The 17651-nt window shown below is 71.0% G+C and carries 19 protein-coding genes; 11 read left to right on the forward strand and 8 right to left on the reverse strand.

Going from position 1 to position 17651, the window contains the following annotated elements; all coding sequences use genetic code 11:
* Window positions 1–404: 404 nt before the first annotated feature.
* The 4 genes from RM479_RS08055 (at window position 405) to mgrA (ending at window position 4248) form a co-directional block, all read left to right on the forward strand.
* On the forward strand, window positions 405–1235 hold the full coding sequence (locus RM479_RS08055; protein ID WP_311511094.1) for a SigB/SigF/SigG family RNA polymerase sigma factor: 831 nt from the start codon (window positions 405–407) through the stop codon (window positions 1233–1235).
* A gap of 8 nt (window positions 1236–1243) precedes the next feature.
* The gene (locus RM479_RS08060) at window positions 1244–2437 is read left to right on the forward strand and encodes an aromatic acid exporter family protein (protein WP_311511095.1); all 1194 of its coding nucleotides are present in this window, start codon (window positions 1244–1246) and stop codon (window positions 2435–2437) included.
* Window positions 2438–2666: 229 nt separating this feature from the next.
* The gene (locus tag RM479_RS08065; protein WP_311511096.1) at window positions 2667–3095 is read left to right on the forward strand and encodes an HIT family protein; all 429 of its coding nucleotides are present in this window, start codon (window positions 2667–2669) and stop codon (window positions 3093–3095) included.
* Window positions 3096–3207: 112 nt separating this feature from the next.
* The gene (gene mgrA / locus RM479_RS08070; protein WP_311511097.1) at window positions 3208–4248 is read left to right on the forward strand and encodes an L-glyceraldehyde 3-phosphate reductase; all 1041 of its coding nucleotides are present in this window, start codon (window positions 3208–3210) and stop codon (window positions 4246–4248) included.
* A gap of 16 nt (window positions 4249–4264) precedes the next feature.
* Here the strand turns inward: mgrA and crcB (RM479_RS08075) are convergent, their stop codons facing one another.
* From crcB (RM479_RS08075) to RM479_RS08090, 4 genes are all read right to left on the reverse strand, one after another.
* A complete protein-coding gene (gene crcB / locus RM479_RS08075; protein ID WP_311511098.1) occupies window positions 4265–4633 on the reverse strand; it encodes a fluoride efflux transporter CrcB in 369 nt (122 codons plus the stop codon).
* The gene (gene crcB / locus RM479_RS08080) at window positions 4630–5046 is read right to left on the reverse strand and encodes a fluoride efflux transporter CrcB (RefSeq protein WP_311511099.1); all 417 of its coding nucleotides are present in this window, start codon (window positions 5044–5046) and stop codon (window positions 4630–4632) included. The genes crcB (RM479_RS08075) and crcB (RM479_RS08080) overlap by 4 nt, the downstream gene beginning before the upstream one ends.
* 111 nt (window positions 5047–5157) lie before the next feature.
* Window positions 5158–5331, reverse strand: a complete 174-nt coding sequence (locus tag RM479_RS08085; RefSeq protein WP_311511100.1) for a DUF397 domain-containing protein — start codon at window positions 5329–5331, stop codon at window positions 5158–5160.
* A complete protein-coding gene (locus tag RM479_RS08090) occupies window positions 5328–6089 on the reverse strand; it encodes a Scr1 family TA system antitoxin-like transcriptional regulator (protein WP_311511101.1) in 762 nt (253 codons plus the stop codon). Before RM479_RS08090 ends, RM479_RS08085 begins: the two co-directional genes overlap by 4 nt.
* A gap of 89 nt (window positions 6090–6178) precedes the next feature.
* Between RM479_RS08090 and RM479_RS08095 the strand changes: the two genes are divergently transcribed.
* Together RM479_RS08095 and RM479_RS08100 are read left to right on the forward strand one after the other, a co-directional pair.
* The gene (locus tag RM479_RS08095; protein ID WP_311511102.1) at window positions 6179–6442 is read left to right on the forward strand and encodes a hypothetical protein; all 264 of its coding nucleotides are present in this window, start codon (window positions 6179–6181) and stop codon (window positions 6440–6442) included.
* Between the two features lie 152 nt (window positions 6443–6594).
* Entirely contained in the window at window positions 6595–6831 is a 237-nt protein-coding gene (locus RM479_RS08100) for a hypothetical protein (protein ID WP_311511103.1), read from the forward strand.
* A gap of 26 nt (window positions 6832–6857) precedes the next feature.
* Here the strand turns inward: RM479_RS08100 and RM479_RS08105 are convergent, their stop codons facing one another.
* Together RM479_RS08105 and RM479_RS08110 are read right to left on the reverse strand one after the other, a co-directional pair.
* Window positions 6858–7760 (reverse strand): aminoglycoside phosphotransferase family protein, encoded by a 903-nt coding sequence (locus RM479_RS08105; RefSeq protein ID WP_311511104.1) that lies wholly within the window; start codon window positions 7758–7760, stop codon window positions 6858–6860.
* Window positions 7761–7880: 120 nt separating this feature from the next.
* Entirely contained in the window at window positions 7881–8453 is a 573-nt protein-coding gene (locus RM479_RS08110) for a DUF4334 domain-containing protein (RefSeq protein WP_311511105.1), read from the reverse strand.
* 517 nt (window positions 8454–8970) lie between these two features.
* Between RM479_RS08110 and RM479_RS08115 the strand changes: the two genes are divergently transcribed.
* A complete protein-coding gene (locus tag RM479_RS08115; RefSeq protein ID WP_311511106.1) occupies window positions 8971–11361 on the forward strand; it encodes an excinuclease ABC subunit UvrA in 2391 nt (796 codons plus the stop codon).
* Window positions 11362–11633: 272 nt separating this feature from the next.
* Here RM479_RS08115 and RM479_RS08120 read toward each other — a convergent pair whose 3' ends face one another.
* A complete protein-coding gene (locus tag RM479_RS08120; RefSeq protein WP_397221631.1) occupies window positions 11634–12263 on the reverse strand; it encodes a TetR/AcrR family transcriptional regulator in 630 nt (209 codons plus the stop codon).
* Window positions 12264–12408: 145 nt separating this feature from the next.
* Here RM479_RS08120 and RM479_RS08125 point away from each other — a divergent pair, with 145 nt between their 5' ends.
* From RM479_RS08125 to RM479_RS08140, 4 genes are all read left to right on the forward strand, one after another.
* Entirely contained in the window at window positions 12409–13170 is a 762-nt protein-coding gene (locus tag RM479_RS08125; protein WP_311511297.1) for an SDR family NAD(P)-dependent oxidoreductase, read from the forward strand.
* A 486-nt stretch (window positions 13171–13656) separates the two neighbouring features.
* On the forward strand, window positions 13657–13899 hold the full coding sequence (locus tag RM479_RS08130; protein WP_311511107.1) for a helix-turn-helix domain-containing protein: 243 nt from the start codon (window positions 13657–13659) through the stop codon (window positions 13897–13899).
* Between the two features lie 26 nt (window positions 13900–13925).
* On the forward strand, window positions 13926–14393 hold the full coding sequence (locus RM479_RS08135) for a hypothetical protein (RefSeq protein WP_311511108.1): 468 nt from the start codon (window positions 13926–13928) through the stop codon (window positions 14391–14393).
* Window positions 14390–14842, forward strand: a complete 453-nt coding sequence (locus RM479_RS08140; protein WP_311511109.1) for a hypothetical protein — start codon at window positions 14390–14392, stop codon at window positions 14840–14842. Before RM479_RS08135 ends, RM479_RS08140 begins: the two co-directional genes overlap by 4 nt.
* A gap of 36 nt (window positions 14843–14878) precedes the next feature.
* Here the strand turns inward: RM479_RS08140 and RM479_RS08145 are convergent, their stop codons facing one another.
* Window positions 14879–17632 carry an HAD-IC family P-type ATPase gene (locus RM479_RS08145; RefSeq protein WP_311511110.1) on the reverse strand — a complete coding sequence of 918 codons (2754 nt, stop codon included), beginning with the start codon at window positions 17630–17632 and terminating at the stop codon, window positions 14879–14881.
* Between the last annotated feature and the right edge of the window lie 19 nt (window positions 17633–17651).

Below are 17651 nucleotides of genomic sequence, written 5' to 3' on the forward strand. Positions count from 1 at the left end.
GGACGGGATCCACGACGCCCACCCGTGGGACCGACCGCTCTCCCGGCACCGTTCTCCCACCGATCCGGACGGCCCGCGCCGTCCCGTGTCGGAACCGCCCGACGGCTCCGAGCCGCCGGGCGTGAACGTCTGAGCCCCGCCCGACCGAGGGTGGACGGCGTCTCCTTCGATCACAGGGCACGCCACCTCCCGGTCAAACTTCGCGAAAAGCGTGTATCACCGCTTTAATCGTCGATTCCACCGGGAAAGTAGAGGCCCGAGGTCACTCTCCGGAGCCGTTCCGGCTCCCGACGGTGACCACGGCCATCGCGGCCCACCCGTCGGGTGGGCGACCGCCGAGCAGCACTTCGACGAGGACGCGGAGGCGGCGTCGCGAACGCACTCCCGCTCACGTGGAGGACGTCATGCCCGTGAACACGACCGGTGAGCGCACCGGTTCCGGCACCGCCGTCGATGACGAGGACATCGACGAGCGGTCGGCCGAAGAACTCCTGGCGGGCCTCAAGGCCCTGCCCGAGGGCAATCCGAAGGCCGTTCTCCTCCAGGAACGGGTCCTGGAGCTGTACCGACCGCTCCTGTACCGGATCGCCCGGCACTACAGCGGGCGCGGCGAACCCTACGAGGACCTGCGCCAGACCGCGCACCTGGGCCTGGTCAAGGCCATCCACGGATACGACCCCCACCGGGGGAAGAAGTTCATCTCCTACCTGCTGCCCACCGTCACCGGTGAGATCAAGCGCCACTTCCGCGACCACACCTGGGCCGTGCGCGTACCGCGCCGACACCAGGAACAGCGCGGCCGTCTCCACCGCGCCGTCGTCGAGTTCCAGCAGCGCCACGCCCGTGAGCCCGGCACCGACGAACTCGCCGCCGAGATGGGTCTGCCCGAAGAGGAGATCCGAGAACTGCTCCAGGCGTCCCAGGCCTACAGCACCCTGTCCCTGGACCTGCCCGACCACAAGGGCGAGGAAGGGGAGGGACCCACCCTGGAGGAGCGGATCGGCCGGGAGGACGACTCCTACGAGCTGGTGGTGGAACGCGAATCACTGCGCCCGGCGATGTCCTGTCTGAACTCGCGCGAGCGCACCATCCTCCACCTGCGTTTCTTCGCGGAGCGCACCCAGGCGCAGATCGCCGATGAGATCGGCTGTTCCCAGATGCACGTGTCCCGGCTCCTGGCCGCCACCCTGGACAAGCTCAGGAGGCGGGTCGACCGGGAGGACACCGAGGATTGAGGAGTGCGGTGGACCGTGACACCGAGGAGTCCGTGTCGCCCACGGCCGGAGTGCGCCGTCTGCTCCGCCGGATCCCGGCCTTCGGCGGCCGGGGGCGGGAGACCGCCGTCCTGCTCCTGAAGGCGACCCTGGCCACGACCCTGGCCTGGATCCTGGCCCATCACGTGATCGGGGCGGCCTCACCGGCGTTCGCCCCGTTCGCGGCCCTGATGATGGTGGAGATCACCGTCTACCGCTCGCTGCTGCGATCGTTGCGGATGGTCGGGGCGGTGCTCCTGGGCATCGCCCTGACCACCGTCCTGGTGGCCTTCGTGGGTCTGGGGCCGGTGGACTTCGCGCTCGCGGCGCTCCTGGCCCTGGCCATCGGCCGCTGGCGCCGTCTGGGCGACCAGGGCACCCAGGTCGGCACGGCGGCGTTCTTCGCCTTCGCCGTCTTCAGCGGTCTGAACGACACCGGGGAACTGCTCGGCCAGGCGGTGGAGATCTTCGTGGTCGTCCTCGTGGGTTCGGCCACGGGGGTGACCGTCAACCTCCTCCTGCTGCCGCCGCTGCGGTTGCGGGGTGTGGCGCGCGCGGTCACCTCCCTGGCCGGAGGGCTGCGCCGGCTGTGCGAGGACATCGGGGAGACGCTGCGCGAGGGACACCCCGATCGGGACACCGCCGAGGAGTGGCGTTCGCGTACGGAGGAGCTGGCGCGGATCGCACGTCAGGCCCGGGAGACGAGCGGAGTCGCATGGGAGAGCACCTTCTACAACCCCCGGCGGCTGTTCCACCGCGACCGCCTGCACGTACACGACCACGACCGGCTCATCGACTCGCTGGAACGGGCGATCCACCAGATCGCCTCGGTGGCACGGAGCCTGGCCAGAGGACGCGAGGAGGCCCCCTCCCCCACCCCCGCCATGACGGCCAGGTGCGGGGACCTGATCCTGGCCGTGGCCGGGGCATGGCGGGTCCTGGAGGACTGGCGGGGCTCGGAGGGTCCGACCTGGGATCCCCCGGTGGAGCGGTTCCACGAGGCGGTGGAACGGGTCGACCGGTGCGAGCGCGAGTTGGAGGAGGCCTGCCGCGCCCCCGACGGTCCCCCGGTGGACGACCCCGGTCTCCCCTATGGCGCGCTCCTTTTGGAGGCGAGCCGGCTGAACGACGAACTGGACCACGTCGACGAGGTCCTGCGAGCGTCCGTCGGGCGTTCCCGTTAGGCGCACCGCACGCCTCGTCACGACGGGAGGCGCACGACCTCGGGTCCCCCACGGCCCCGGACACCGCCGACCGGTGGATCCGCGCCGACGTGTCCGACCGCCACGGACACGCCCCGCCCGACAGCGCCGAGACCCTCTTCCGGAGGCGGAACCCGACCGCGCGTGAGAACGTGTCCTCCGAGGGGCCGCGCCCCTCGGAGGACAGCGATCACCGTTCGGAGAGGCGACCATGCCCACCCTGTTCACCCGCATCATCGACCGCGAACTGCCGGGACGCTTCGTCTGGGAGGACCCGGTCGCCGTGGCGTTCCTGTCCATCGCGCCCCTGAGGCCCGGGCACACCCTGGTCGTGCCGCGCGCCGAGGTGGACGACTGGACCACCGCCGACCCGGAGCTGCTCGACCACTGCTTCCGGGTGGCGGGCGCCATCGGCCGGGGGGTGAGGCACGCCTTCGACGCGCCGCGCGCCGGACTCCTCATCGCCGGGCTCGAAGTCCCCCACCTGCACATCCACGTGTCGCCGCTGTGGGAGACCGAGGACCTGGACGTCACCTCCGCCTCCGTCGAGGAGGACCAGGACGCCCTGGAGGACGCGGCCCAACGGTTGCGCCGCGCCCTGACCGGGCTGGGGTTCGCCGAAGCGGTCGCGCCGAACTGAGAAGCGGGACTTCTCAATCCGATCGCGAACACCTGTTGGACAACGCGACGCAGGTGGGAGCAGAGTGAAAGCCCCTCACCTCGACAGCAGCCACACGAGAAAGCCGCACCAGATGACCTACGTCGCCGCACCCGAACGCTACGACGGAAGCATGATCTACCGTCGCACCGGACGCTCCGGCCTGGACCTGCCGGTGCTGTCCCTGGGGTACTGGCACAACTTCGGCGACGACCGTCCCTTCGAGACCCAGCGGGCCATCGCCCGCCGGGCGTTCGACCTGGGCATCACCCACCACGACCTCGCCAACAACTACGGGCCGCCCTACGGGGCCGCCGAGATCAACTTCGGCCGGCTCATGCGCGAGGACTTCGCGCCGTACCGCGACGAGATGATCGTCTCGACCAAGGCCGGCTGGGACATGTGGCCGGGCCCGTACGGGCAGGGCGGCGGGTCGCGCAAGTACGTGCTGGCCTCCCTGGACCAATCGTTGCGACGCATGGGACTCGACCACGTCGACATCTTCTACTCGCACCGGTTGGACGCCACCACTCCCCTGGAGGAGACCATGGGGGCGCTGGACACGGCGGTGCGGCAGGGGAAGGCGCTGTACGTGGGGATCTCCTCGTACGACGCCGAGCGCACGCGGCGGGCGTACGAGATCCTCCGGGACCTGGGGACGCCGCTGCTGATCCACCAGCCCTCGTACTCGATGCTCAACCGGTGGATCGAGACCGAGGGCCTGCTCGACACCGTCGGTGAACTGGGCGTGGGGGTCATCGGTTTCACCGCGCTGGCGCAGGGACTGCTCACCGACCGCTACCTCGACGGGGTGCCGGAGGGGTCGCGGGCGACGCAGGACAAGTCGTTCGACACCTCGTGGCTGTCGGAGGAGACGCGGGGGCACCTGCGCGCGCTCGACGCCATCGCGACGTCGCGCGGGCAGTCCTTGGCCCAGTTGGCCCTGGCCTGGGCGCTGCGGGACCCGCGGGTGACGTCGCTGGTCACCGGGGCCTCCTCGGTCTCCCAACTGGAGCAGAACGTCGCGGCGCTGGGGAACCTGGAGTTCACGAAGGAGGAGCTGGCCGCCATCGACGAGCACGCGGTCGACGGCGGGCTGGACCTGTGGAAGGACGCCCGCACCGGCGCCGTGTAGGCCACGGCCGCGCTGGTCACCAGGACCCGGCCAGCGCGGCCGCACCCAACAGGGCGCCGACCCCGGCCACCACGCTCACCAGCACGTTGACCACGGCGGCCCGGCGCTCACCGGCCTCCGCGAGCGTCAACGTCTCGTACGAGAAGGTCGAATACGTGGTCAGCGCCCCGCACAGACCGACACCGAGGGTGAGCCGCACCGTCTCGGTTACCCCGCCGTGGGCGGAGAGCCCGGTCAGCAGGCCCAGGATCGCGCAGCCGAGGACGTTGACCGTCAGCGTTCCCCAGGGGAAGGGCGTGTCGGCGCGGGCCTTGACCGCGTGGTCGACGAGGTAGCGGGCGGCGGCCCCGGCCGTACCGCCGACGAACACCCACAGCCAGCTCATGGTGCCTCCCCGGGGAACAGTCGCCGCGCGGCCGAGGCGCCGGCCCACACGGCGGTCATCGCGGCCACGACCGTGCCCGCCAGGTAGAGGGCGGCGACGATCGTGCGCCCCTGCTCCAGCAGATGATGGACGTCGAACGCGTAGGCCGAGAAGCTGGTGAAACCGCCGAGCACACCGATTCCCAGGAACGGGCGCACCAGGGGATGGGCGTCCCACCGTTCGGTGACGGCCACCATCAGCACGCCGATCGCGGCGCAGCCCACGGTGTTCACGGCCAGGATCGCCCAGGGCAGGGCATCGGGGTCGGGGGTGGAGAGGCCGACGGCATACCGGGCGAGGGCGCCGAGGCCGCCCCCGAGGGCCACGACGGCGACGACGGAACCCCGTCGGGGGGTCGGGTGTGCGGACGGCAAGGGTCTCCTCCTCGGGTCGTGCCCGTTCTCGGAAACGATCCTCTCCGAGAGGAGACCGGCGGCGCACACCCCTGTCGGGCACGGCGGGTCCCGCCGCCGTTCGGGACGAGGTCAGCGGGCCACGGCCACGGAGTTCAGGAGGGCCGCCCACTCCACACCGGAGAAGGCCAGGCGCCCGGCCTCACGATTCTTCGTGTCGCGCATCTGCGCTTCGCCGGTCCACCTGCACTCGACACAGTTCCCGCTGTTGGGGCTGTACGAGCTTTTGGACCAAGAATCGTTCACCGTAGACCTTCCAAGATCTCTCGTGACTCCCTGGCCGGGAGTGCCGCTGCAAGCGCGGAGGACACCCCTCCCAGCAGTGCGGGGTGATCCGACCGCTCCGCCAACACGGTACCGCCGCTCCAGTCTCCGGCGATCGCCACCTCCCCGTTGGGAAAGTGATAGACCGTGGTCGCGCTACCGGGCGTGAGAAGTATGGAACCGCGTGGCACCAGGTGCACGGCGACCCTGCCGGTCTCGATCCATTTCAACAGCACGGTCACCTGTTCGGCCCGGATCTCTTCCGGGAGCGCGTCCAACACGAACATGGGGAAGGCGGCCTTCACCCGCAGGTGCGGCAACTGATGGAGCCTGCCGCATCGAAGGGCGGTGAGCTTGGCCGTCTCTTCCTCCGACATCCAAGGGCGTGCGGTCGTGAACAGCAGCGAGGCCAGGGAAGGTGATTGCAGGTATCCGGGGACCATGTTCGGGATGACGGCTTCGGCCGCTCGCGCCTCGGCCTCGATGTGGGAGAGCGAGCGCGCCCAAGGCGGGAGGGTGAACCCGTCCTTCGCCTCCTGGTGCCGTGCCAGCAGGGATCCGCCGCATCCCAGGATGCGATCCAGCGTCTCGGCGTTCTCCCGCCGGGGAAGCGAACCGGAATTTTCCCACCGATTAAGCGACGAAAGAGACAAAGAGGCGGATTTCGCAAGCTGCGTCTGGCTCAATCCCGCGGCTTCCCGTGCGCAGGTCAGCGCTTCTGCGAATATCTCGGGGGTCATGAGATGAAGCTACCGACAACGCTACCGGTAGCGCCTGGGATTCCAGGATATTCCTATGGGAAGGAAAAGGGATCCCCGACGCTGGAGGCATGAACGGAATCCACGGGACCGAAGACGCGGTCCTCGCACCGCGCTCCGCCTTGCGCCGCCGGGGGATCGCCGCCATGGACGGTGACCTGTCCGGAAGCGTGCGCGCCGAACACGCCGGGATCGGGGTGACCGTCCGCCACGCCGACCATCGGTGGTGGCGGCCGATGTCCGGTGCCCCCGAGGTCACCGTCCCCGTCGCCCGTGAGGGGGACGAGGACGCCCTCGCTCGGCGGCTCACCGACGAACTCCTGGGACGGCTATGAGCGGGCTCACCTGGGGCGAGTTCGCACGGCTCACCCGTCCCCGTTCCCGCGCCCACCCCGCGGAGACCCCGCCCGGTCCATCAGGCCCGCTGCCCCGACGAACACGCGACGTGCGAACCCCACCCGACCCACGAGCGGACGGAGAAGCCGCCATGCCCCGGACCGAACCCGACGCCTCCCGCCGCGAACGACGTCCGAGCACCGCTCAGCGGGAACGGGCCGACGAACTGTTCGACACCGTCTCCTCTGCGCTGCGCGACGTCGAGGAGCCCGGCTCGGATCCGGCGATCGCCCTGCGCCGCGCCGACCGGGCCTTCGAGACCCTCCACCGGCACCTCGAACGAGGCGGCGTCCTGCCCGGCCCGTGGAGCAGGGCGCGACACCCCTGACTCGCCCTCCATGACCCGGCCTCGGTTCACCCCTGGTCGTCGAGAACGCGACGCAGTGTGCGGCGTCCGATGCGGCTCATGGGCGGGTTGGTGTCGCGGTAATACCGAACGAGGCCCAGCGCCTGCTCGAACGCCCAGGCCCGGCCGCGCTCCCACTCGGGGTCGTCCACGCCGAGGGCGTCCCGGAACACGCGCCGGGGTCGCTCCTCCAGGACGTCCCAGGCACAGAGCAGGTCCAGTGCGGGGTCGGCCGGGCCCAGGCCGCCCACGTCGACGACCCCGACGAGGCGGCCGTCCCGGACGAGCAGGTTGCCGGGCATCAGGTCTCCGTGGTTCATGACGTCGGGGGCGTCGCCCCGGGGCAGGTCGCGGAGTCGCTCCTCCCAGAGTCGCCGCAGGCGGGGAACGTCCAGCATCCCCTCCGAGCGTTCCAGGCAGGTGCGGACCCAGGCGTCGTGGTCGGCGACGCGACCGCCACGGCCCGTCCCGGCGAACACCCGGCCCCGGGTGTCGATCGAGCGCACGTCGCGCACGAACTCGGCCAGGTCCAGGGCGAAGTCGACGCCGTCCCCGGGGTCGATCCGGTCGGCGGGTGTCCCGTGAAGCCGGGTCTGCACGCTCCACGGCATGGGGTACCCCTCCCCCGGTTCGCCGAGGGCCACCGGTTCGGGCGTGGGGAAACGGGTCCGTCCGAGGAGTTCGCGTGCCGCCTCGTCCTCCTCCTTGAGTGCGGACAGCGCGGTCTCGGGGTCCGTCGGCAGCAGGGGGAACCGGGCGATGAGGTGGTCGCCCAGGTGGAACACCGCGTTGACCGTGCCGCCGGGGAGGACGGGGGCGAGGGGCAGGTCGGCCCAGTGCGGGAACCGGTCGGCGATGAGTCGTGCGGCCGTCTCCGTGTCGACCGTGAGCTGGTCCGTGTGCATCCGCATCGGCCCAGTGTGCCGACCCGGTCGCCCCGGCGCATCCGATTTCCCGCCCCGGGCGGCCCTCTCCACGATCGCGGACCGCCGGCCCCGAACGCGCGACGCCCCCTCCACCGGGGGCTCCGGTCACTCCAACCGCCGCGAGTCGTCACGCCGCAGCACGAAGAAGTACGGACGGCGCGACCCGCGCATGTCCATCGCCCCGATCACCGTGTCGTCGGAGAGCCGACGGAACACGTCGTGGATCGGGAGCCGGTCGTAGACCATCGTCGCCGTGTCCACGCCCCGGTACCGCGTGGTGCGCAGCCGCGCCGCGGCGGAACGCGTCCTGAGGATCGGCCGCAGGACGGCGATCGGTCCGACGAGGGGAAGGCCTTTCGGCATCGGCAGTGCGCGCACCGCCCCGAGGCCCCCGAAGGCCTTGACCGGGTCGAACGCCCACAGCGACGTCGGGCCCGGACCGGGGAACAGGAGCGGATGCACGGTCTCGGCGTCCTCGAAGCGCTTCCCCCACCAGCCGCTCGCCGCCAGGAGGCCGTCCATCGGGTGACCGGTGGGCAGTTCGGCGCCGCGCCACGTGCCGAGCATGGAGTCCGGGTCGACCGCCTCCGAGGCGTCGAACAGCTCCAGGGCCTCCTCGGTGGTCGTCGGCACCGTCGTGAGCAGGTTCTTCGACCACGTCGGCCGCGCACGGGTCATGGCGCGCCTCCTCGATCCTCTTGCGGCGAACGCCCCTTCGCGGCGTCCGGGCTCGGGGCGTCCGGTCGCACCGACGGCACCGCGCCCGCACGTCGAAGGCCCCGGGAGCCCCCGCACCTCGGCGGCGCCCTGCCACCCAACCTGCCACACCCTCGGGGCGGGGCGCGACCGGTGTGGCGACCGTGTCGTGGGGCTCGGGGGTCACGGTCCGTTGCCCGCCCCCGACGTGGTGCCGTTCCGGCGGGGCATGGCGGATCGATCAGGATCGGAGAAGCGTCGGACGGGGGTCGGCGATTAACGTGATCACCCTGGGCATCGGCCCTCACACGGGCCCGTCACCGCGGTCCCGCCGACGACACACGGACCACGAGCGCGCAGAGGCGGCCACCCGGGCCGCACCGATCGCAAGAATCGGACGTGGGGCCCGCGTCCGGCCGGGACGGGCCGGGGCCGGGGCCACCGATCACCTCCCGGGGACCGTGGACACGGCCCCCACGACGACGCACGGAGAGCACGGATGAGCAAGGTCATCACGACGGATCAGCGGTCGTCCGCGGCGCACGTCGCCGACGGTCACGACATGATCCGGGTGCGGGGCGCGCGCGAGAACAATCTCACGGGCCTCGACATCGACATCCCCAAGCGCCGGCTGACGGTGTTCACCGGCGTCTCCGGGTCGGGCAAGAGCTCGCTCGTGTTCGGTACGATCGCCGCCGAGTCCCAACGCCTGATCAACGAGACCTACAGCACCTTCGTGCAGGGCTTCATGCCGTCCCTCGCCCGCCCCGAGGTGGACGTGCTCGACGGTCTGACGACCGCGATCATCGTGGACCAGGAGCGGCTGGGCTCGGACCCCCGTTCCACGGTCGGCACCGTCACCGACGCCCACGCGATGCTGCGCATCCTCTTCAGCCGGTTGGGGGACCCCCATGTCGGTCCGCCCGGCGCGTTCTCCTTCAACGTCCCCTCGGTCCGGGCGAGCGGCGCGATCACGGTCGAGCGCGGGAACAAGAAGGCGGTGAAGGCGACCTTCAACCGCGTCGGCGGTATGTGTCCGCGCTGTGAGGGCCGGGGCTCGGTCTCCGACATCGACCTCTCCCGGCTCTACGACGACTCCAAGTCGATCTCCGGGGGCGCGTTCACCATCCCGGGCTGGAAGTCGGACGGTTGGTGGACCGTGCGGCTCTACGCCGAGTCGGGGTTCCTCGACCCGAACAAGCCGATCCGCGAGTTCACCGAGGGCGAGATGTGGGACTTCCTCCACAGGGAGCCGACCAAGGTGAAGGTGGAGGGCGTGAACCTCACCTACGAGGGGCTGATCCCCAAGATCCAGAAGTCGTTCCTGTCCAAGGACCGGGAGGCGATGCAGCCGCACATCCGGGCGTTCGTGGACGAGGCGGTCACCTTCACCACCTGCCCCGAGTGCCACGGCACGCGGCTCGGACCCGAGGCCCGTTCCTCGAAGATCAGGGGGATCTCCATCGCCGAGGCGTCCGCGATGGAGATCAGGGACCTGGCCGAGTGGGTCCGCGGCCTCGACGAGCCCTCGATGGCCCCGCTCCTGGACGCGTTGCGGCAGACCTTCGACTCGTTCACCGAGATCGGCCTCGGTTACCTCTCGCTCGACCGGCCCTCGGGGACGCTCTCGGGGGGCGAGGCGCAGCGCGTCAAGATGATCCGTCACCTCGGTTCCTCCCTCACCGACGTCACCTACGTCTTCGACGAGCCGACCATCGGTCTGCACCCCCACGACATCCGGCGGATGAACGATCTGCTGCTGAAGTTGCGGGACAAGGGCAACACGGTGCTCGTCGTGGAGCACAAGCCGGAGACGATCGCGATCGCCGACCACGTCGTGGACCTCGGCCCGGGCGCGGGCTCGGCGGGCGGCTCCGTCTGCTTCGAGGGCACCGTCGAGGGGTTGAGGGCCGGCGACACCCTCACCGGACGTCACTTCGACGACCGGGCGACCCTCAAGGAGAAGGTGCGCGCGTCGACCGGGGTGATGGAGATCCGCGGCGCCGACGCCCACAACCTCCGGGACGTCGATGTCGACGTCCCGCTCGGCGTGCTCTGCGTGGTGACGGGGGTCGCCGGTTCCGGCAAGAGTTCCCTGATCCACGGGTCGATCCCGGCGGGCGCGGGGGTGGTGTCGATCGACCAGACGGCGATCCGCGGCTCGCGGCGCAGCAACCCGGCGACGTACACCGGGCTGCTCGACCCGATCCGCAAGGCGTTCGCGAAGGCCAACGGGGTCAAGCCCGCGCTGTTCAGCGCCAACTCCGAGGGGGCCTGCCCCGACTGCAACGGCGCCGGTGTCATCTACACCGATCTGCCCATGGCGGCGGGGGTCACCACCCTCTGTGAGGGATGCGAGGGGAGGCGGTTCCAGGCCGCGGTGCTGGAGTACCGCCTCGGCGGTCGCGATATCGGCGAGGTGCTCGCGATGTCGGTGTCCGAGGCCGAGGGGTTCTTCGACGCGGGTGAGGCGCGCACACCGGCGGCGCACAGGATCCTTCGGCGACTGGACGACGTCGGGCTCGGCTACCTCACCCTGGGGCAGCCGCTGACGACGCTGTCCGGCGGTGAGCGGCAGCGGCTCAAGCTGGCCACCCGCATGGGCGAGAAGGGCGGCTGCTACATCCTCGACGAGCCGACCACCGGTCTGCACCTCGCCGACGTCGAGCAGTTGCTCGGTCTGCTCGACCGGCTCGTCGACTCCGGTACGTCGGTGATCGTGATCGAGCACCACCAGGCGGTCATGGCGCACGCCGACTGGATCATCGACCTCGGTCCGGGCGCGGGGCACGACGGTGGCCGGGTCGTCTTCGAGGGCACGCCCGCCGACCTCGTCGCCGCGCGCTCCACCCTCACCGGCGAGCACCTCGCGGAGTACGTCGGCGCCTGACCGGACACCCCGGGGCGGGGGCCGCCCCGGGGACGCGAACGAGAGGAGCGCGGCGGGGTCCGTCCGTGGCGGTCCGACCGGATCCTCCATCGGTCGCTCCCCGCCCTTCGGCGTCGGCGGGGGACGACCGGGCGGGGGCGGGACTCCTCCGCGTCCGACAGCACGACCGCGCGGCGCAGGTGGCCGACCGCGACGAAGACGCCGGCCTCGCCGCCCGGGCGCCCGACGTGGTCCGCGTGGATCCTGAAGGTGCGGGGAACCCTGGCAGGGGCTCAGGCGGGACCGAAGCCCTCTTCCAGGGCCACCAGCGCCGAGCGCAGCAGCGCCCCCATGGAGGGACCGTCCGCGCCCCGCAGGGCCTGCTCCTCGGCGGCCGAGCGCAGGGCCGCGTTGAGCGCCGCCGCCCGGACCCGCACGGCGAAGTCGTCCGGTCCGACCCCCCGCCGGTCGGCGAGGATCTCCGCGAAGACCCCTTCCGCAGCCCGGTGCACGTCCAGCCACACCGCCATGAGCGCGGGCTCCTCACCGGTCATCCGGATCAGTGACGCCACCGGTTCCACCACCTGCCCGCCGTCCTGACCGAACAGGCCGCTGCGGTCGAGGTGGTCGACGAGCGACTCCCCCCTCGGCCAGCCGCGCAGCTCGGCCGCCATCTCCTCCAGGCCGCTGGTGAGCAGCGGGCGCACACAGCCCTCCTTGTTCGGGAAGTAGCGCCACAGGGTCCGGGTGGAGATGCCGATGGCGTGGGCGATGTCGTCCCCCGTCGTCCCCGCGACGCCCTTCTCCGCGAACAACTCCACGGCCGCGCGGGCGATCTGGAGCCGAACGATCCGTTTGCGCCTCTCGGTCATGGGCGGGCGGCCCTTGGCGCCGGCGCCCGTGGTCCGCTCGGCCGTCGTCATCGTCCCCACCGTTCCCTCACTCCTCGGAGGCCTCCAGCCTAGGCCCACCAGGCCTCCATGGACAAAATGTCGCTTAGCGACAAAAAGACATACGATGACAGAGTCGGCCGAGGACGGCCGTCAGCGAGCACACGAGAGGACGACGATGGAAACGGGTCTCAAGGGGAAGAAGGTCATCGTCACCGGGGGCGGCTCCGGGATCGGCCGCGCCGCCGTCCTGGCCTTCGCCGCCGAGGGCGCCTCGGTCCTGGTGGCCGACATCAACGGGGCCAAGGCGCTCGCCGCGGCCGAGGAGGCGCGCGCGGCCGGGGTGACGGCCGAGGCGGTCGTCGGCGACCTGGGATCGCCCGAGGTCGTCGACGAGGTGATCCGCACCGCCCTGGACGTTCTGGGCGGTGTCGACGTCCTGGTCAACAACGCCGGGATCATGGACGACATGTCGGCGACGGCCGATGTCACCGACGAGACGTGGGAGCGGCTGATCCGGATCAACCTCACCGCGCCGTTCCTGCTCACCCGCGCCGTGCTCCCGCACATGAGGGCGCGGGGAGAGGGATCGATCGTGTTCACCGCGTCGGAGGCCTCCCTGCGCGGCGGCGCCTCGGGGACCGCCTACACCGCCTCCAAGCACGGCGTCATGGGCCTGGTCAAGTCGACCGCGGTCATGTACCGCGACCACGGCATCCGCGTGAACGCGATCGCGCCCGGCGGCACCGCCACCGACATCTCCATCGGCACGCCCACGAGCGTGGACGGCCCGACGGCGCTGGGGCGGTACGCGCAGAACATCGGACGCGTGGCCGACGCGAAGGAGCAGGCCGCCGCCATCGTGTTCCTGGCCTCGGACGCCGCGAGCAACGTCAACGGCGCGATCCTGCCCGTCGACAACGGCTGGGCCGCCGTCTGAGACCGTTCTCGGGTCCCGGCTCTCGGAGAGGGCCGGGACCTTCGCGTGCGCCCTCCGGGAAGCGGACCCCGCCGAGGCGGACGCGTGCCCGGACGGCCGGTCCCGCGCCGCGGTCCGCCCGGGACGCCGCCGTCGGGATGACCCTCGACGGGAGACGCCCCGCACGAGGAACCCGAGCCGTGAACCGCGCCCTTCCACCTTCGGAGAGAGGTCGCGCCTCGTGGGCCAGCGTATTCGCGCCCCCCTTCACACCCGCCGTCGATCACCGTGAGCGACCGGACCGGAAGGGCCTACCAAGGTAAAGCAAGGTCACACTGTTTTTTTCTTTAATTTTACGGTGCGAGACCGACAAAGGCTCGCAGAGGCTTGCGGTCGTCACCATATTTTTTTCCCATGAGACTAAAGTCCTGAACAATCACATACACCGCAAACAACCCAGGATCTCGACCTTGTAGCACCTCGGTCCCCGTTGCTACATTCAGCCTCATGACAGAGCAACTGGAAACCTCCGTCACAGAACTCCCGAAGCTTCTGGTGAGCGTGCGGAAAGCCGCAGAAATACTGGACATCTCCGAACGGGTCGTCTACGAACTCTGCTACACACACGAGCTCGAATCGGTGAAGGTCGGCCCCAAGAAGTGGATTCGCCGGATCACCTGCGAATCGTTGAGCCGTTACGTGGAGAAAGCCCGACTGGAATCTCACGACGTCGGCGAAGCATCACGGTGAACGGAATCCAGGAAAGGAGTATTCGTATGAGCGCCCTCCGAATCGACACCCCCCGGGTCAAGAACCGGACCCTCGCGCCACCCTCGGGTGAGCCCCCTCTCGTGAGCGGACCGCGCAAGATCATGGCCACGGCCCGGCACATCGCGGCGGTCCTGGAACGCGAACCGGGGCTGTGGCCGGGGCTGACCACCTGCGTCACCGACACCGACGGCCGGATCATCGTCCACTACACGATCGTGACCGGACGCGACACGGTCGGCGGCGAGGACGCGGCGGCGGCCCTCTCCGGCCCCGACGGTGTCGTGGCGCGATGGCGGTCCCTCCTGGCCCGGGAACGGGAGTCACGACGCGAACGCGGAAACGGGCGCGAGCGCGTCACGACCGTCCGGGGGTTCTCCTCCGGCTTCCCCGTCACGGTGCTGTTCACCGTCCTGCGCACCGGCCGAGGCGTGCATCCCCGCACGGGGCACGACCACGAGAGGAGGACCCCGTGACCACGACTCGGAGCGGCGGCGGGCTGGTCTATCCCGACGCCAACACCACCCCCTGGCCCCTCAATCACCACGCCTACGTACGAGCGTGCGCGGACCGGTTGCGCAAGGACCTCAGCGACGCGCCCCTCCTCCACTTCCCCGAGTGCCACATGCAGCGGCACGAGGTCCGCAGCGCCCGCGTCAGCGTCGGCCCGAGCGAGGGGACCCGTCCCCTGACGCTCTTCTGGAACGAACTGCGGGGGTGGACCCATCGGAGGGAGGGGGCCCGCGTCCCCCTCGTCCTGGGCGCGGAGACGCTCCTGTCCCCGGAGACGTTCGCGGTGGCCGTGACGGCGTTGCTGTCCCCCGATCCCCGCGTGTTGTTGACGGTGGAGGATCGCTCCCGGTACGCCGCCCACCCGGTGGACCCGTTCTTCGAACGGCGGTTGGCCTCCTACCGCAGGGGCTGACGGGGATCCGGGACACACGGGGGCGGCCCCGTCGCCTCAGGAGCGCAGTTCGGGGAAGATCCCGAACCTGCGGACGAGGAGCTTCTCGACCTCCAGCAGGGGCAACACCAAGGCACCCAGCGCCACCACCAGCACACCGTCCGCGAACGGAACCGGCGCGGTACCGAACACCTCGTTCAGGAAGGGCGTGTACGTCAGCGCGAACTGGGCCGGGACGAGGACGGCCAACGCCAGGAGTACCGCGGGGGTGCCCCGGACCGCGCGCAGACGCATCGAGCTCGCGTGCAGGTAGCGGATGTCGAACAGGTAGAAGATCTTCAGGACGACGATGACGTTGACGACCAGGGTGCGCGCGGTCGCCACGTCATGGCCCCGCGCCAGCGCGTGGGAGAACACCGCGACGCCCACCACCAGGAGCAGTACGGAGACCAGGACCACGCGCCACAGGAGGAAGCGTGAGAGCAGTGCGGCGTTCGGTTCACGGGGCGGGCGGTCCATCACCCCGTCCTCGGCCGGTTCGAAGGCCAGGGCGAGCCCCAGGGTGACCCCGAGGACGAGGTTGAGCCACAGGATCTGCACGGGGCTCACCGGCAGGGTCGCGCCCACGGCGATGGCCGCGATGACGATGAGCACCTCACCTCCGTTGGTGGGCAGGGTCCACGCGATCACCTTGCGGATGTTGTCGTGCACGACACGGCCCTGGTTGACCGCGGCGACGATGGAGGCGAAGTCGTCGTCGAGCAGGACCATGTCCGACGCCTCCTTGGCGGCCTCGGTCCCGCGTCGCCCCATCGCCACTCCGACATCCGCCTGTTTGAGGGCGGGGGCGTCGTTGACGCCGTCACCGGTCATAGCCACGATCCGTCCCCGGCCCTGGAGCGCGCGAACGATCCGCAGTTTGTGCTCGGGGTCGGTACGGGCGAACACGTTCACGCCCTCGACCGTGTCCGCCAGGGCGTCGTCGTCCAGTGCGTCGAGTTCGTGACCGGTGACCACGACGGGGGCTTCGGCGATGCCCAGTTCACGGGCGACGGCGGCGGCGGTACCGGTGTGGTCTCCGGTGATCATGACGACGGTGATCCCCGCGGTGCGGCAACGGGCGATGGCGGCGGACGCCTCGTCACGGATGGGGTCGATGAGGCCGACCAGGCCCGCGAGGACCAGTCCGTCCACGACGTCCTCGGCGCCGAGTACCCGGGTGTCGTCGGGCACGTCGCGGTGTGCCAGGGCGATGACGCGTTCACCGGCCTGGGCGGCCGTGGCGATGATCTCCTCCCAACGGGCGGTGTCCAGGGGTTCCTCGGTCCCGTCGTCGCCGACTTGACGGGAGCACATGGACAGGAGGCGTTCGGGCGCGCCCTTGACGTGGATCCGCCGACCTCCCCCGGGCGTGTGGGAGAGCACGGCCATGTACCGGTGCCGGGCGTCGAAGGGGATCTCGGCCGGCCGGGCGTGGGCCGCCCTGATCCGGTCCGGGTCGGCACCGGCCTTGCGCGCCGCGGTGATGAGGGCGGCCTCCATCGGGTCTCCCACGACGCGCCACCCCTCGGGGGAGGGGTGCACGTCGGCGTCATTGCACAGCACCATCGTCTCGACGATCGCCGCAAGGGGCGCACTCGGTGTGTCCGGATCCCCGTGGACGGTGAAGCGCCCCACGGGGGTGTGTCCGGATCCGTCGCTCGTCAGGGTGCGCCCCCACAGGTACAGCCGGCGCACGGTCATCTCGTTGCGGGTCAGGGTGCCGGTCTTGTCGGAGCAGATCACCGAGGTGGCTCCGAGGGTCTCCACGGCCGGCAGGCGCCGGATGAGGGCCCGGCGCGCCGCCATCCTGCGCACACCGATGGCCAGGGTGATGGTGATGACGGCGGGCAGCCCCTCGGGGATGATGGAGACCGCGAGCGCAACCACGGCGACGAGGGCCTCCACCAGGGCGAAGTCGCGCACCAGAACGGCGAAGGCGAACAGGAGCGTGCCGCCGACGGCCGCGGCCAGGGTGACCGCCCTCCCGAACCCGTTGATCTGACGCAACAGGGGGGTGACGAGGGCGCGCACCCCGCCGACCAGGCCGCTGATCCCGCCGATGCGTGTGTCGGCGCCGGTGGCCACGACCACTCCGCTGGCCCGGCCGGCGACCACCAGCGTCCCGGAGTGGGCCATGGAGGCGCGCTCGGCCAGGAGGGTGTCGGCGGGCACCGACGCGGGTTGTTTCTCCGCCGGCACCGACTCCCCCGTGAGCACGGCCTCCTCGATCAGCAGGGAGCGGCTGTCGATCAGCCGCAGATCGGCGGGCACCCGGTCGCCCGCCTCCAGCACCACAACGTCGCCGGGGACCAGGGCGTCGGCCGCGACGGTGGTGCGACGGCCCCCTCGCACCACCGTGGCGCGCGGTGCGACGACGTCCTGGATGGCGTCGAGCGCCCGTTCGGCCCGGCCCTCCTGGACGAAGCCGACGATCGCGTTGACCACGACGACGGCGAGGATCACCGCGGCGTCGACCCGGTGGTCCAGCAGCCAGGTCAGGACGGCGGCGCAGAGCAGGAAGTAGATGAGGACGTTGTGGAACTGGGCCAGGAAACGGACGAGGGGACCGCGCCCCAGGGAGGAGGGCAACCGGTTCGGGCCGTGACGGGCGAGCCGGGCGGCGGCCTCGGTCGGAGAGAGACCGTCGGGACCGGAGTCCCGGCCCTCCATGGCCTCCTCCGCGGTGAGGGAGTGCCAGGGGACGTTCGCGCCGCGTGCACGGGTCCCGGGATCGCGCGCGGAACCCCCGTGGTGGGTCGTTCCGGCCATAAGGGCATCACCGTCCCCG

Source organism: Nocardiopsis lambiniae (assembly GCF_031845465.1).
In the GTDB taxonomy this organism is placed as follows: Bacteria; Actinomycetota; Actinomycetes; order Streptosporangiales; family Streptosporangiaceae; genus Nocardiopsis; species Nocardiopsis lambiniae.